This is a genomic window from Enteroscipio rubneri (assembly GCF_963929405.1).
Taxonomy (GTDB): domain Bacteria; phylum Actinomycetota; class Coriobacteriia; order Coriobacteriales; family Eggerthellaceae; genus Enteroscipio; species Enteroscipio rubneri.
Genome location: NZ_CAWVIN010000003.1, coordinates 816266 through 831241, shown reverse-complemented (window position 1 = coordinate 831241; position 14976 = coordinate 816266). Strand labels below are relative to the sequence as shown.

Here is a 14976-nt window from a genome sequence, read left to right as displayed (position 1 = left end):
TATTTTGTCATCAAGCAATTCGGAAACGTAATCCCACGCCAAAAGCAACCCGTTTTTATGATCGTATATCTGATGATCCAGCAATACCTGTGGTGTTTCTGCTAGCATCTTCGACAAGGGACCGAAAACATCTTCCACTTTGTTGGAGATAAATTGGGTGCCGATATTGCTAGCGAATACAACAGGGGCTTTCTTGGGATCGTTTGGGCAACGGTGAGAAAGCTCTCTCAAAACCTCTACAGCTCCAAATGAAGAGTGCGCAACATCCTGCTGAAAGCGTCCTTGCATTTGAGAAGCTAGTTCAAGAAGGGAAATTGCGTTTGCGCAATCAGCCTCAAGAAGGATAAGAGAGGTGAAGTCGGATACGATCTTGTCAACGTCTGGGTGAATTGGTTTTCTGTTGAACAGCGGAAGGTTGAGAAGAAATTTCTTGTCTTCGCTCCATCGAGAAAGAGCCTTGGCATAAACAGCGGCGATGCCCATAGATTGGGTAACCCCGATTTGCCGTCCTTTCTCGGTGAAGTTCTTCCAAGACTTAGAATCAATTAAGTACTCCATACGAGTGAATTGAGATCTTTTGACACTCTCCATAGGGGCTTTCAGTGGCAAAGAGGGGCCGCCTGGCATGTTGTCTATTCGATTCAGCCAGTATTCTCTATCCTCGTTTCGTGCGTCTTCTCCGATTCCGGTTCTTCTCGCATACTCCATGAAGTCTATCTCGATGGGGGCGAGATCCGTTCCGTCGTAGAGATGCGCTAGATCCTCTAAGAGAACTTGGATGCTAAGCACATCAGCTGCAAGAAGATCGACGTTGATATGCATGATAGTGCGTTTCGGTGATACGACAGTAAGGCGTACATCTATGAGATCGTCTTGCTCGATGTCGAAACGTAGGTGACTTAATTCTTGGCGAATACCTTCAATCCTCGAGTCGGGATTGCCTGCTCCTTCCACTCTGTAGGTGGTTAGTCCCTTCCAAGTTACTTTGTCTTCGATGCGGGCTGTTCCGTCATCAGAGAACCGGGCGCGCAGCATGGGATGCCTTAGAATAAGAAGTTCCACTGCGCGTTCGAGTTTGGCCGCATCGAGAGATCCGCATTCGAATTCCATATAAGCGTGACAAGCGGTTCCCCCTAGCTCCTGTCCGTCTCGCCTTCCAACCATATAGGCATGTTGGACGGACGTGATCGGAAAGGGGTCGCCTTTGCTGTAATTTGCGGAACCGAGGAGAGGGCTGCCATTAGACGAGCTTCTCGCAGACCTCTCTCTTGCAAAATTTACCCAAGAAGCCATACAGGGATTCGAAACCAATTCTGAAAAGGTAACATTGCAGCCATTCTTTGTTAGCAACCCAGCTATTCTCATAATGTCAAGAGATCCTAGCCCCAAACTGATAAGATTATCCGAAGGGCTTAGTTCTTCTTTTGACAGTCCGAGCATTTCCCCAACAAGCTTTCCAACTAGCTCCACGCATACTTCAGACATGCCAACCGCCCTTTCAAGCAATAAGTCTTTGAATATAAGGCATACTAACATAATGTTAGCTATAGTATACTTATAGCGAAAGGGTTGTTGTTTGCAAATATTGCGCAAATATCTTCTAAGGCTTCGGATGGCAGAAGGGGGTTTTATGAGAAGGGCAACCGACGTTGGTTTCACTCTTGTTGAACGTATTGCGCAATGGGAGCGTGAATATGGGGCAAATATTGCGGTTCGCGACAGAGAAACCACGTATACTTACACTGAGCTATTTGATGCGGCAAGGCGATTCGCCTCTTGCCTTGCTTCGGAGGGGATAGAAGCTGGGGACAGGATCGTCCTTCAGCTTCCAAACAAAGCTGAATCTCTTATAATCTTGTTCGGGTCAGTAATGAGAGGATGCATCCCCGTACTTGCTTTGCCGACTCATCGCAAAGCGGAAATCTCTCATTTCTGCTCAAAGTCAAATGCATCCTGCCTAATTGTTCCGTGTTCTTCCCCGGCTTATGATTACGAGTCCTTAGCAAAAGCCATCAAAAAGGACAATCCAAGGCTAAAATGTTTTGTCATCGGATCTTCCGATCAATATCGATCAGTTTCGGATATGCGCGGAGAGCTCTGGCAAGCCACAGCACCCCACTCCTCATCAATTTTGTTCCTGCTTCCGTCGGGTGGTACAACAGGACTCCCTAAACTTATTCCTCGCTCAAATTTCAGCTATGTGTACAATTTCGTGGAAGCGGCTTCCCGATCGCTTTTTTCCGAAAAAACAAAATACCTAGCAGCTTTGTCGATATGCCATAATTTGCCGCTCGCATGCCCCGGCGCACTTGGTGCGCTAGAAAAAGGAGGCACCGTCATTTTGGCGGAAAGCGTGAGTCCCGATGAAGTGTTTCCATTGATCTCTTCTGCAAAAGTGACGACAATAACAGCAGTTCCATCGGCGGTAAACCTCTGGATGGACGCACTCGACTGGTATCCTGTTGATCTTTCAAGCCTTGAGTCCATCCATGTAGGAGGTGCGCGATTTACCGCAAAAGATGCCAAGAGGCTTTCTGCCGCTTTCTCTTGCGCTGTCCAGCAATCATACGGCATGACTGAAGGAATATTGACGCTGACAAGCCCTGAAGCGCCAGAGGAAATCGCCTTTACCACCCAAGGCTTCCCCCTTTCCGAAAACGATCGCCCTCTTATCATCGGACAAGATGGGCAACCTTGCGCAGACGGCGAAGAAGGGGAATTGATATGGAAAGGACCGTATCTGATGAGTGGATATTACGAAGATGAATATTCTACTCTGCGCTCTTTTGATTCGGAAGGATTTTATCATACGGGGGATTTAGCGGTGAGGGATCCCTGCGGCAACTTCAAAATCACGGGACGTCTGAAAAACACAATAAACCGTGGCGGTGAGACTTTCTCGGCGGAAGACGTAGAGGCAAGTCTTAGAGAAATGCCCGGCATCGTAGACGTAGCCGTCTGCGGGATACCGGATCAAGCCCTTGGCGAAAAGACGTGTGCGTTTATCGTTTGCAGCGGCGATGCGCCCAACTTGGAATCCATAAGGGAGTTTTTAAACAACATAGGAATCGCCCCATTCAAGCATCCAGACAGAGTAGAGATTCGTGAGTTGTTGCCCCTGACCCCCATAGGAAAAATTGATTTAAATGCTCTTAAGACCTCGATACGCTAGTCAGCCCTTTAAAAAAATCTCTTCCAATCCGCCGAGAAGAGCATCGAGAAGGACTGAGAACTGATGATCAAAAAAACTTCTCCTCAGGCTTTCTTCTTCGGTCAGGAGTTTGACCGTTTTTGCCAAAGCGGCAATACCGGGATCGGACGCAGAAAGCGCACTCGCATACGAACCCCCCACCTCTTTGCGCACATCGTCCATTTTGTCCCTGTCATCCTCGGTAGCAACGAACGCGCAAGTTTGGCAAAGCAAAACGGAATAAACAAGAGTGGACCAATCGCCAAACCCAGCATCTCTCAGCACTTGAATGCCGCAATTGATAATGCGGTCGGATTCCCCAAGGCCAGGACCTACGGCAGCGAGTCTACGAGCGACTCCGGGGTACTTTCTCAGGGTGGAACGCATCCCCTCAAGAAGAAGCTTGAACCATCGTTTCCAATTCTCGCGAGGCTCAGGAAGGTCGATTTCGGCATTAACGTGCTCGATAACAAGATGTACCACATCTTCTCTTCGACCAACGTGGTAATTAATGACACCTGGGTACGCGTTAATTTCTTTAGCCAGTTGACGAATAGACCAACCATCTATGCCAAATTCTTTGGTGAGCTTCAAGGCGGCATCGCAGATAGAAGTCACGTCAATTGCTGGCAAGCCGGCTGTCTGGCGCGTCGACCCCATATTCAGCACCTTTCTATTTGCTGGTTGCGACAGAATACCATTTTTTTGCACCCCCAGCGTAACGCGGTCAGTTTGCGGAAATATTCAAGTCGCTGCAAGTGCAAAACAACGTCCTGGTAATAGAGCAGGAGGAGAAATGACGGAACAAAGCCCAGAGAACAAAAAGTCGAAACGCAAAGCACCCCATCCGCTGTTCAGGTTGCTTGACTTCGCAGGGCCTTACAAAATCCTCACCGTGGTGGGCTGCGCCTTGTCTGGTCTGCATTCGTTGCTTGCTGTGATGCCCCTTGTGTGCGTCTGGTTTATCATGTCGCAGTTTGTCGCAGTGGCTCCTCAATGGAGCGAAGCGAGTGGCGCGGCCTTTTACGCATGGCTGGCAGTCGGATTCGCGGTGGCCGGAGTGGTGGTGTACTTCGCGGCGTTGATGTGCACTCATATCGCGGCATTCCGAACCGGCAACAACATGAGGAAGGCCGCGACCCACCATCTCTCCAAGGTTCCCCTTGGCTACTACGACGAGCATTCGACCGGCGAACTAAGGAGGGTGATCGACGGCTGCGCCGGCCAGACCGAGTCCGTGCTTGCCCATAAGTTCCCTGATTTCGTGGGAGCCCTCATCACCCCCGTTGTGTTTGTCGTCGTGATGTTCATCTTCGACTGGGCCATGGGTTTGGCGTGCCTGGTTCCCATCGCGGTGTCCTTCGCGTGCATTTGGAGGATGATGGGAGGGGGAGGCAGCGATGAGAACTCAAGCTATCTGACTTTCGTGTCGAACTACCAGCAGGCATTGAACCGAATGAACGCCGCTGCGACCGAATATGTTCGAGGCATGCCCGTCGTCAAAGTGTTCCAGCAAACGGTCGATTCGTTCAACGCATTCAAGGAGGCCATCCTGCAGTACCGGGATATGGCCCATGGCTATTCGAAGTTGTGCGAAAAACCGCAGGTCGTGCAGATCGTGGCGATCAACTCGACCTTTGCTGTGCTGGTTCCCGCCAGCATCCTGCTTGCGGGGGCAGCAGGGGACTTCGCGTCGTTCTTCACGGACTTCCTCTTCTACGTGGTGTTCAGCGCGGTGACGACATCGATGATGACCAAGATACTGTACGCCTCTGAAGCTGCGGCGATGGCCCAAGATGCCGTGATGCGAATCGAGGGGATCCTATCCACGCCGGAGATGCCTTGCTGTTCTGCGAAAGGCGGGAGGGCGAGCGGGACGTGCGATATCGTTTTTGAAGGGGTGTCTTTCACGTATCCGGGCGCTGACGCACCTGCCGTCAAGAACGTGAGCTTTGCGATTCCCGAAGGAGAAACGATGGCGCTCGTCGGGCCGTCGGGAGGAGGCAAGAGCACCATTGCAAGCCTTGTTCCGAGGTTCTGGGACGTCGATGAAGGACGGGTGCTTGTCGGCGGTGTTGATGTGCGGGATGTTCCCCGTTCGGAACTGATGGATTCCGTTTCCTTCGTCTTCCAAAACACACGGCTTTTCAAGCGCAGCCTCATTGACAACATCAGATTCGCGCGCCCGTCGGCTACGCGCGCGGAGGTGGAGGCGGCCGCGCACGCGGCGCAATGCGACGACATCATCGCGAAGCTGCCCGAGGGCTTGGACACGGTGGTCGGCGCGAAGGGCGTCTACCTGTCGGGCGGCGAATGCCAGCGTATCGCGCTTGCCCGGGCCATTCTGAAAGATGCGCCTATCGTGGTCTTGGACGAGGCCACAGCGTTCGCCGATCCGGAAAACGAAGCCCTTATCCAACGTGCGCTCGCGCGTCTTACGCACGGCAAGACCGTTCTCATGATTGCACACCGGCTATCGACCGTGGTGGGCGCGGACAGGATCTGCGTCGTGGAGAACGGGGCCATCTCGGAATCGGGATCCCACGGGGATCTTGTCGAAAGCAAGGGAGTGTATCGCCGGATGTGGGAGGACTATCAGAAATCAGTCTCTTGGAGAATCGGAGGGGGTGCCAACGATGCTGCGTGAGAAGTTCGCTTTGACCGAGCGGGGTGCTTTCGAGTTCAAGAGAGGCGCGTTCTTCTGCGCTCTCGCCAACCTCGTCATGATGGCACCCATTGGCGTGCTGTGCATGGCGACCAACGACTACCTGGATCATCTGCTCGACCCCTCGAAGCCCCTCCCTGCTCTTGGTGGCTATCTTGCAGCCATCGTCGTCATACTCCTGCTCATGCTGCTGACCCAATGGCTCGAATACCATTTCACCTACAATGTCGTGTACGGCGAGAGTGCCAGAAAGCGGATCGAGCTTGCCGAGGTGCTGCGCAGATTGCCCCTTTCCTTTTTCGGAAGGCGCGACCTCTCGGACCTCACCACCACCATCATGAAGGACTGCGCCGATCAGGAGCGCATGTTCTCCCATATCATGCCCCTTTTGTTCGGAACCGGCGCGTCGACCATATTGATCTCGATCATGCTTCTGCTCTTCAACTGGAAGATGGCCATCGCCGCCCTCTGGGTTCTTCCCATCGCCTTGCTCATCATCGCCTTCTCTCGGAAGAGCCAAGATGCGAAGGGGCAGTTTCTCATCGACCGCCAGCTTGACGTTGCGGACGGCTTGCAGGAGTACCTCGAATGCGCCCAAGAGATCACGGCGGCGAACCAATCGGAAACGTATCTCGAGCAACTGGATCAGAAGATCGATCGCGCGGAGAAGGCCCAGATCGTCTCGGAGCTTTCGAGTGCCGTTCCCGTGTCGGCCGCGCAAGCGTTCCTCAAGCTCGGAATAGCTTCGACCGTCCTCGTCGGAGCCCTGCTTTTGGCATCGGGGGAACTAGAGTTCATGGTGTACTTCTGCTTCCTTCTCGTGGTGACGAGATTCTACGATCCGATCAACACCGTGCTTGAAGTTGTGACGGAGCTTCTCAATCTCAAGCTCGGAATCAAGCGCATGCACTCCATCGAGCACGAGCGGCCTCAAACCGGGTCGATGGAATTCGAGCCGGCGAATCACGACATTTCTTTCGACAACGTGACTTTTTCGTACGAAGGAGGCGAGAAGGTTCTCTCGAACGTCTCATTTGTTGCGAAGGAGGGCGAGGTGACCGCCTTGGTCGGTCCGAGCGGGGGCGGCAAGTCCACCGCGGCCAAGCTGGCTGCCCGTTTCTGGGATGCCGACGATGGCGTTGTGAGCATCGGAGGCGTGGACGTTTCGACCGTCGACCCCGAGGCCCTTCTCGTCGATTTCGCCCAAGTGTTCCAGGATGTGGTTCTGTTCGACGACACGATCATGCAGAACATCCGACTCGGTAGGCCAGATGCCACGGATGAGGAGGTGTTTGCGGCGGCTCGGGCGGCGAACTGCGATGATTTTGTCTCCCGCATGCCGAAGGGCTATGAAACGAGGATAGGCGAGAACGGCGCGCTTTTGTCCGGAGGCGAGCGCCAGCGCATATCGATTGCCCGGGCGATCCTCAAAAACGCCCCCATTGTTCTTCTGGATGAGGCGACCGCTTCACTTGACGTTGAAAATGAGACGAAGGTGCAGGAGGCGCTATCGTGTCTCCTTGAACGCAAAACCGTGCTGGTCATCGCGCACCGGATGAGAACCGTGATGAGCGCCGACAAAATCGTGGTGCTGGATGGAGGCCGCGTTGCCGAGCAAGGAAAGCCGTCGGAGCTCATGGAGCGCGAAGACAGCCTGTTCAAGAAAATGGTGGAGCTTCAGTCGTCGACGGGTCGGATTTTGAATTAAGTGAGGTGGAACTGATGACTTTGAGTGAGTCAAGGGAAGACTATCTAGAAAACCTGCTTATTCTCGAAACTCGTTCTGGTGGTTTTGTAAGGCAAGTGGATATGGCCAGTAGAATGGGTTTTTCCAAGGCGAGCAAGCATATCAAAAGCTATGTCCTCCTTGAGCGCGGAAGGATATGTTGAATTTAGGCCTCGAGGTTTGGTTCGCCTTTCAAATGGGGGACGCAAAATCGCTGAAAGAGTTTACGACCGCCATTGCTTCTTCTTCAAGGTTCTTACCAACCTTGGCATTCCGACTGAAATTGCACAAAGGGATGCCTGTCGCATGGAGCACGCAATGAGCGAAGAGTCATATCAGGCTTTAAAAAAGGAGCTGTCGAGCAAGATGGACGTCCAATAAGGGTCATCAACCTAAATAAGCTGGATAATGGGCAATCTAAAGTATAGAGAGAATTGAAATGACGATAGAGCAAAGGCCAAGCTTATCGATCGCTTTGCCAAAATCCTACCTGTTCACGTCCGAATCCGTCACCGAGGGGCATCCCGACAAGATGTGCGACCAGATATCGGACGCCATCTTGGACGCCATCATCTCCAAGGAGATAGAGCTCGAGCGCGAGGGCTACATCGCCCCCAGCGGGCAGCCCGCCGACGTGTCGCGGATGCGCTGCGCGTGCGAGACGCTTGCGACCACGGGGCTCGTGGCCGTGGCGGGCGAGATCCGCACGCAGGCGTACGTGGACGTGCCGGCCATCGTGCGCGAGGTGGTGTGCGGCATCGGCTACGACCGCGCCAAGTACGGCTTCGACGGCACCACCTGCGGCGTGGTGAACGCCATCCACGAGCAGAGCCCCGACATCGCGCAGGGCGTGGACGAGAGCTGGGAGGCGGCCCACGGCGGGGCCGCGGACGACCCCTACGAGCGCATCGGCGCGGGCGACCAGGGCATGATGTTCGGCTACGCCTGCGACGAGACGAGCACCCTCATGCCCATGCCCATCTACCTGGCCCAGCGCATGAGCGAGCGCCTCGCCGCCGTGCGCAAGGACGGCACGCTCGACTACCTGCGCCCCGACGGCAAGACCCAGGTGAGCGTGCGCTACGAGGACGGCGCGCCGAAGTGGGTGGAGAAGGTGGTCGTGTCCACGCAGCACGCCGAGGAGGCGCCCTACGAGCGGCTGCGCGCCGACGTGGTGGAGCAGGTGGTGCGCCCGGTGCTGGCCGGCGAGGGCGTGGCGCTCTCGCCCGACGCGGAGATCCACGTGAACCCCACGGGCCGCTTCGTCATCGGCGGGCCGATGGGCGACTGCGGCCTCACGGGCCGCAAGGTCATCGTGGACACCTACGGCGGCATGGGACGGCACGGCGGCGGGGCCTTCTCCGGCAAGGACTGCACGAAGGTGGACCGCTCGGCGGCCTACGCGGCGCGCTGGGTGGCGAAGAACGTGGTTGCCGCGGGCCTGGCCGCGCGCTGCGAGGTGCAGGTGGCCTACGCCATCGGCGTGGCGCGCCCCGTGTCGCTCATGGTGGAGACGTTCGGCACCGAGAAGGCGGCGGTGGGGGCCATCGAGCGCGCGGTGGCCGAGGTGTTCGACCTGCGCCCCGGCGCCATCATCGACGCGCTGGATTTGCGCCGCCCCATCTACCGCAAGACGGCCGCCTACGGCCACTTCGGCCGCGAGCTGCCCGAGTTCACCTGGGAGCGCACCGACCGCGCCGAGGATCTGCGAAAGACCTGCAGGCTAGCATAAGGGGCTAGCACCCCCTTGGAAGGAGTTCCATGATTTACGATAATGTGCTGCAAGCCATGGGGCATACACCTCTCGTTCGTCTCAATCGGTTATCTGAAGCGAATGCCGCACAGATACTCGTTAAGTTTGAGGGCGTTAATGTAGGAGGCTCCATTAAAACGCGCACGGCATTACAGATGATTGAATCCGCCGAACGCCGCGGCGAAATTGGGCCAGATAGTATTATCGTTGAACCTACAAGCGGCAATCAAGGTATAGGGCTCGCGCTTGTGTGTGCTGTGCGCGGTTATCGTGCGCGCATCATTATGCCAGACAGCGTGTCGGAAGAGCGTCGTAAGCTTGTTCGCCACTATGGTGCTGAGGTAATTGTCGTACATGATGCTGGCGATATTGGAGAGTGCATATCCAAATGCATCGCTCTGGCTAAGCGTATGGCTAGCGAGGATCCTCGTGTTTACGTGCCACAGCAGTTCGAGAACAGGGATAATTTACTAGCGCATCGCTATCATACAGCACTTGAGATCTTAGAGGACGTGAAGGGGCCCATACATGGATTCTGCTCGGGCATTGGTACAGGTGGTACTATTTCCGGTATAGGGCAGGCACTCAAACGTCTTTTTCCTGATGTATGCATTTGGGCCGTTGAGCCGGAGAGCGCAGCGATTCTTTCGGGAGGAAGCGTCGGAACGCATTTGCAGATGGGTATCGGCGATGGGCTTATTCCCGATATCCTTGATCAGGGCATCTATGACGATATCTGCGTGGTTTCCGATGAGGAAGCTATCAACGAGGCTCGCGCGCTTGCTCGTGAGGAGGGTTTGCTTTGCGGCGTATCGGGCGGTACAAATGTGGTTGCCGCACGTCAGCTTGCTCGGCAACTTGGTTCGGGCAAGACAGTGGTTACTTTACTGCCCGATACGGGCGAACGATATTTTTCCACTGAATTAGGTCAGTTTACAAGGAACTACACGCAGACCGTGAAACGGGCTGCTGACAACAAACGGCGGTATGCTCCCGGAGAGGGCAGCATACCGCCTGTTTTGTTGTCCGGGGTTTCCAAAGGGGTGCCCCCTTTGGCACACGACTTTGCTTGCAAAGTGTAGTGTGTTATACCTACCGCTGGCGTGGCTGACGGGGGAAACGGGGTGCGGTGCTTCTTGCGCCCCGTTTGCTCCGGCAGGAAAACAGGCTGAATTTTTGCGAATGGGAATGAGCAAAAAATCGGCCTGTTTTCAGAGAACGGCGGCAGGTATATGAAAGCCCCCGTCCCTCGTCCTACGCTCCGACTTGTGGACAAAGTGTCCCGAAGTTGTGGCCACACTCCCGGAAAAGTAGCAGGACAGCGGGCAACCGTCAAGGCTGAAATGAACGGGGTTACACCCGGCCTTGACCGCCGCCCGCCGCCCCGCTGGATGGGTGGACAAGGCGGCCAATCCCTCAAAGTGCTTGTCCGCGCTCTTTCTGATTTTGAGGTATTCAGTTTTTCAAAATTGAATAATCAAAATAAATTTTTTCGATTGAAAAAATTTTATTTGTTATCATCTTCAATGCCATATTTTTTCTTTTGCCGAATCACATAATTACTGATTTTTTCATCATATAGTGGATACTGGTAATCCAACTGGCATGCCACTTCTGACGAAACCTCCCGGAACAATGCCATACATTGTTCAAAGGATTCCCACATATGGGGATAGGAATCCATATTATAAGTGGACATAAGTCGTTCCCACAATTCCTCTGGGACATATTGCTTCATAAATTTATAGTTTTTTCCCAAACTGAAATGAAATCCCTGTTTGATACCAATCAGCCAGGAAATCATGCGAAGCAATTCTTTTCGTACTATATCATTCATATGGTCAATAGCAAAAAGAATTTCTTTGCGGCATAAGCCCTTTACTACATATGTTGTAGTATTCCAAAATTCATTACAGCAATCGTCAAACATTCTTTGAGTAGGCTTCTGCAAGTGGTAGTCTATATCCGTTGGTATTGGCGGCTTTACGATACGGTTGTCTTTATCCAACAGTAACTTTACCAGTTTATCCCATGTAAAATACTCGTCTATCAGTTCCAGCGGCAGCAAAGTTAAATCTATCTTAACATCATCAGTAAACAGCATTAAATATGAAAATCCCTTTTCTACAGCTGGAAATAATTCCATATCTTCCGGCTTTTGCAGAATCAACCTTTCACCAAATATATCTAGCCATTTATCATCACTTGTGAAGCTGTCCATATCCGTAACAAAAAAAGTAATATCAAAATCCTGAAAATCATCAGGCGGAATATTTGTATTTGTTCTAGATCCTTCCAAAGTAACCATGCGAATGCGTTTGTCTGTTTTTGCAAAATTCAAAACAATATCATAAACTTCCTTTTCTGATCTCATTTTTATCTCCTCCAATTATTGAAATAGGTGTGAAGCCATTTTAGGGCTTTCCCGCCTTGATTACCCTTTAGCAAAGACGGGCGGGGCTGTCAACGGCGGCGCATGAAATGCGCCGTTCATCTTGACCGTTGACTGGCTCGGCTGGCTTTGCTATTTTTATCGAATTGCATATTGGTAAATTGCATTGATATGTACTTGGGTTGTATTCACGATTGGCACATTAACATCTTCGGGCTTTATGGCAAGTGGCAGCTCCGTACAGGCGAGAATGAGTGCATCTACATTTTCTTTTTCAATGTATTTATTTGCCAGTGCAATCATTTTCTCTTTATCACTAGGAATTACTATGCCATTCTCTAAATTGGGGTATATCAGTTTTCCTAATAGAGATATTATTTTTTCGCTATCGCCTTTACAAGTAACATCATCGGGCGGCGAAGTTCATCTTCCATACCCGGAATATCCATCATCTCTTTAGGCGGTTCTGCTTCCTCTACAACTTTAAGCTCAAACCCATTGTTCAGCAATCCCATTATAATCTGTGTAAGTGTGTGATGTTGTTTTACTACATCACATCCTAAAAAATGTGTATTTCGTTCTCCTGTTATAAAGTAATTATCAATCGCCCAATATTGCGGTTTCCCATCATCTGTATAAATCCAATCCTGCCCAACTCCTGCGGTAAAAACAGGGTGTTGTTTGAGGATTAATCGACGCCAAACCAGACATAGGATCAGTCGATAACATAAGAAAGAAGCGCCATGACCGAGAGCTACGACATCAAAGACATCGACCTTGCCGACGCAGGGCTTGCCCGCATCGAGTGGGCGGCGCGCGACATGCCCGTGCTGGCGTCCATCCGCGAGCGCTTCGCGAAGGAGCGCCCGCTTGAGGGCGTGCGCATCGGCGCGTGCATGCACGTGACCACCGAGACGGCGAACCTCATGCGCGCGCTGGCGGCCTCGGGCGCCGAGGTGGCGCTGTGCGCCAGCAACCCGCTTTCCACCCAAGACGACACCGCCGCCTCGCTCGTGCGCGACTTCGGCATCAAGGTGTTCGCCGTCACCGGCGAGGACATGGACACCTACCGCCGCCACATCGACGCGGTCATCGCCACGAACCCGCAGATCATCATGGACGACGGCGCCGACCTGGACACCGCGCTGCACACCACCCACATTGACAAGCTGGAAGGCGTCATCGGCGGCACCGAGGAAACCACCACGGGCGTGGTGCGCCTTGTGTCCATGGCGAAGGAGGGCACGCTGGGCTACCCCGTGTTCAACGTCAACGACGCGAACACGAAGCACTGCTTCGACAACCACTACGGCACGGGCCAGTCCACGCTCGACGGCATCGTGCGCGCCACGAACCGCCTTTTGTGCGGGCGCACCATCGTGATCTCGGGCTACGGCTACTGCGGCAGCGGGCTCGCCCTGCGCGCCAAGGGCATGGGCATGCGCGTGATCGTGTGCGAGGTGGACCCGCTGAAGGCGCTGGAGGCGCACATGGAGGGCTACGAGGTCATGCCCGCCGCCGAGGCGGCGCGCTTCGCCGACGTGTGGGTGACGGTCACCGGCAACTGCAAGGTGGTGGACGCGCCCGCGTTCGAGAACATGAAGGACGGCGCCATCGTGTGCAACTCCGGGCACTTCGACAGCGAGATCAACCTGGAGTGGCTGCGCGAGCACGCCGTGAAGGTGGAGGAGATCAAGCCGCTCGTGGAGGAGTACACGCTTGCCGACGGGCGCACGGTCATCGTCCTGGCGCAGGGGCGCCTCGTGAACCTGAGCTGCGCCGAGGGGCACCCGGCGTCCGTCATGGACATGAGCTTCGCGAACCAGGCGCTCGCGGCCGAGTACCTCTTCCAGCATGCGGGCGAGCTGGAGAACAAGGTGTACGACGTGCCCGCCGCCATCGACGACGGCGTGGCGCGCGTGAAGCTGGAGACTCTGGGCGTGAAGATAGACACCCTCACCGAGGAGCAGATCGCCTACATGAACAGCTGGAACTTTTAAAGTGTATACAAGGGTGTATAGTTCATACTAGGGGTGGTGCTGTGATTGGCTTTCCTAAATTCAATTCCGGTTTTTTAGCCTCCTTACTACCAGAGGAAGTGTTTTCTTCAGAATACCTGGGGTCTTTTTACGGTTTTCCTCTTATTGGGAAAGAAAAGGAAATATCACGAAGTTTTTCTTCTAAACGCCTGAAAGAGTTTTCCGTTGGGCGCAAATGTGCTCGCAACGCTCTCTCGCATCTGGGCTTCAATGACCCTCCTATCCTCATCGGTACCAACCGAGAACCGATTTGGCCCAAAAACATATGCGGGAGCATTACGCATTGCAGAGGATATGCCGCTGCCGCAGTCACCTCAGATTACCGATTTCGAACTATCGGGATTGACGCCGAGCCGAATAACCCCATTGAATCAGAGATATACAGTTTGATAATGAGCAAGAAGGAGATAAAACAGATGGGTGAGCTTACCTGCAGTCAGCCAAATATATCTTGGGATAGGCTGACTTTCAGCGCGAAAGAATCTGTCTACAAGGCATGGTTTCCAACGTATGGGAAGTGGCTCGATTTCACTGATTGCGAGGTCATGTTTTATCTGGATTCACATCGTCCCAACAACCAACCCAAAGAACTGGTTGTTGGGCGCTACCATGCCCAACTGCTTAAATCAAAAAGATCATATTCCTGCAACGGACAATGGGCATTTGTGCCATTTTTCAATCTCCTCATAACGACAACAGCAGGCTCTTTGACGGAATCTTGATTCGATACGTCACTCCGTATTATAACTGTCGACATTCGCAGTTTAGCGCAAGTCGCAGATTTCACCCTCAGATTAAAGTCGCGCTTTGTACTTCGTTCATCAGGACTATCGCTTGGCTCTTTGCATCATAATGCAATTCATTTCTTTCTTGTTAAAGCTTGTCGAAAAGGATATCGAGTTAAACTCCCGCTCGATATTCCGTTCCAGCTTCATGCCAAAGACCGAAAAGTAGCAGAATCGCTCCAACAACCTTTAAGACAAAATATTGGATATTTATGCATTGTGCTGCAGCATGACGCCCAAGGGGTTGTTGTGGCGTAAGCAAAATCTCCCGCAACAACCCTAAACACTTGCGAACCGATAGACCGAGCGAGAATCTTCCGTCAGTTTAGCGGTGACGATGCATTACCCATCCGTCTCGTAGAGCACCCCAAGATCGACAGTCTGCGGAGCACCATTGTCGAACCAGACAGAATTTTGACTTTTCAA

The 14976-nt window shown here is 53.1% G+C and carries 12 protein-coding genes and 1 pseudogene; 8 read left to right on the top strand and 5 right to left on the bottom strand.

The genetic code is table 11. From position 1 onward, the window contains the following. Positions 1-3: 3 nt before the first annotated feature. Positions 4-1485, bottom strand: a pseudogene (locus ABGT83_RS13480) (condensation domain-containing protein); the annotation flags it as partial. 145 nt (positions 1486-1630) lie between these two features. On the opposite strand from ABGT83_RS13480, the gene ABGT83_RS10630 reads away from it, so the two are divergent. Further along, positions 1631-3172: a (2,3-dihydroxybenzoyl)adenylate synthase gene (locus tag ABGT83_RS10630; RefSeq protein ID WP_009305505.1), complete on the top strand. Its 1542-nt coding sequence runs from the start codon at positions 1631-1633 to the stop codon at positions 3170-3172. On the opposite strand, the gene ABGT83_RS10625 is transcribed toward ABGT83_RS10630, so the two are convergent. Next, entirely contained in the window at positions 3173-3850 is a 678-nt protein-coding gene (locus ABGT83_RS10625) for a TetR/AcrR family transcriptional regulator (RefSeq protein WP_009305504.1), read from the bottom strand. A 136-nt stretch (positions 3851-3986) separates the two neighbouring features. Here ABGT83_RS10625 and ABGT83_RS10620 point away from each other — a divergent pair, with 136 nt between their 5' ends. The 5 genes from ABGT83_RS10620 (at position 3987) to ABGT83_RS10600 (ending at position 10416) form a co-directional block, all read left to right on the top strand. Beyond that, on the top strand, positions 3987-5837 hold the full coding sequence (locus ABGT83_RS10620) for an ABC transporter ATP-binding protein (protein ID WP_009305503.1): 1851 nt from the start codon (positions 3987-3989) through the stop codon (positions 5835-5837). Then, positions 5827-7563, top strand: a complete 1737-nt coding sequence (locus ABGT83_RS10615; protein WP_009305502.1) for an ABC transporter ATP-binding protein — start codon at positions 5827-5829, stop codon at positions 7561-7563. The genes ABGT83_RS10620 and ABGT83_RS10615 overlap by 11 nt, the downstream gene beginning before the upstream one ends. Positions 7564-7713: 150 nt before the next feature. Next, positions 7714-7962, top strand: coding sequence for a metal-dependent transcriptional regulator (locus ABGT83_RS10610; protein ID WP_232228699.1), 249 nt, complete (start codon positions 7714-7716; stop codon positions 7960-7962). Positions 7963-8020: 58 nt separating this feature from the next. Further along, on the top strand, positions 8021-9313 hold the full coding sequence (gene metK, locus ABGT83_RS10605) for a methionine adenosyltransferase (protein ID WP_009305500.1): 1293 nt from the start codon (positions 8021-8023) through the stop codon (positions 9311-9313). A 29-nt stretch (positions 9314-9342) separates the two neighbouring features. Next, entirely contained in the window at positions 9343-10416 is a 1074-nt protein-coding gene (locus tag ABGT83_RS10600) for a PLP-dependent cysteine synthase family protein (RefSeq protein WP_346687505.1), read from the top strand. Between the two features lie 425 nt (positions 10417-10841). Here ABGT83_RS10600 and ABGT83_RS10595 read toward each other — a convergent pair whose 3' ends face one another. From ABGT83_RS10595 to ABGT83_RS10585, 3 genes are all read right to left on the bottom strand, one after another. Beyond that, entirely contained in the window at positions 10842-11708 is an 867-nt protein-coding gene (locus tag ABGT83_RS10595) for an aminoglycoside 6-adenylyltransferase AadE (RefSeq protein ID WP_001255868.1), read from the bottom strand. 156 nt (positions 11709-11864) lie between these two features. After that, the gene (locus ABGT83_RS10590; RefSeq protein ID WP_370751961.1) at positions 11865-12056 is read right to left on the bottom strand and encodes an aspartate/glutamate racemase family protein; all 192 of its coding nucleotides are present in this window, start codon (positions 12054-12056) and stop codon (positions 11865-11867) included. Positions 12057-12100: 44 nt separating this feature from the next. Next, positions 12101-12241, bottom strand: a complete 141-nt coding sequence (locus tag ABGT83_RS10585; protein ID WP_021416144.1) for a hypothetical protein — start codon at positions 12239-12241, stop codon at positions 12101-12103. Positions 12242-12469: 228 nt separating this feature from the next. On the opposite strand from ABGT83_RS10585, the gene ahcY reads away from it, so the two are divergent. Both ahcY and ABGT83_RS10575 read left to right on the top strand, forming a co-directional pair. Next, positions 12470-13726, top strand: a complete 1257-nt coding sequence (gene ahcY / locus ABGT83_RS10580; RefSeq protein WP_009305498.1) for an adenosylhomocysteinase — start codon at positions 12470-12472, stop codon at positions 13724-13726. A 41-nt stretch (positions 13727-13767) separates the two neighbouring features. Then, entirely contained in the window at positions 13768-14487 is a 720-nt protein-coding gene (locus ABGT83_RS10575) for a 4'-phosphopantetheinyl transferase family protein (protein ID WP_009305497.1), read from the top strand. Positions 14488-14976 lie beyond the last annotated feature (489 nt).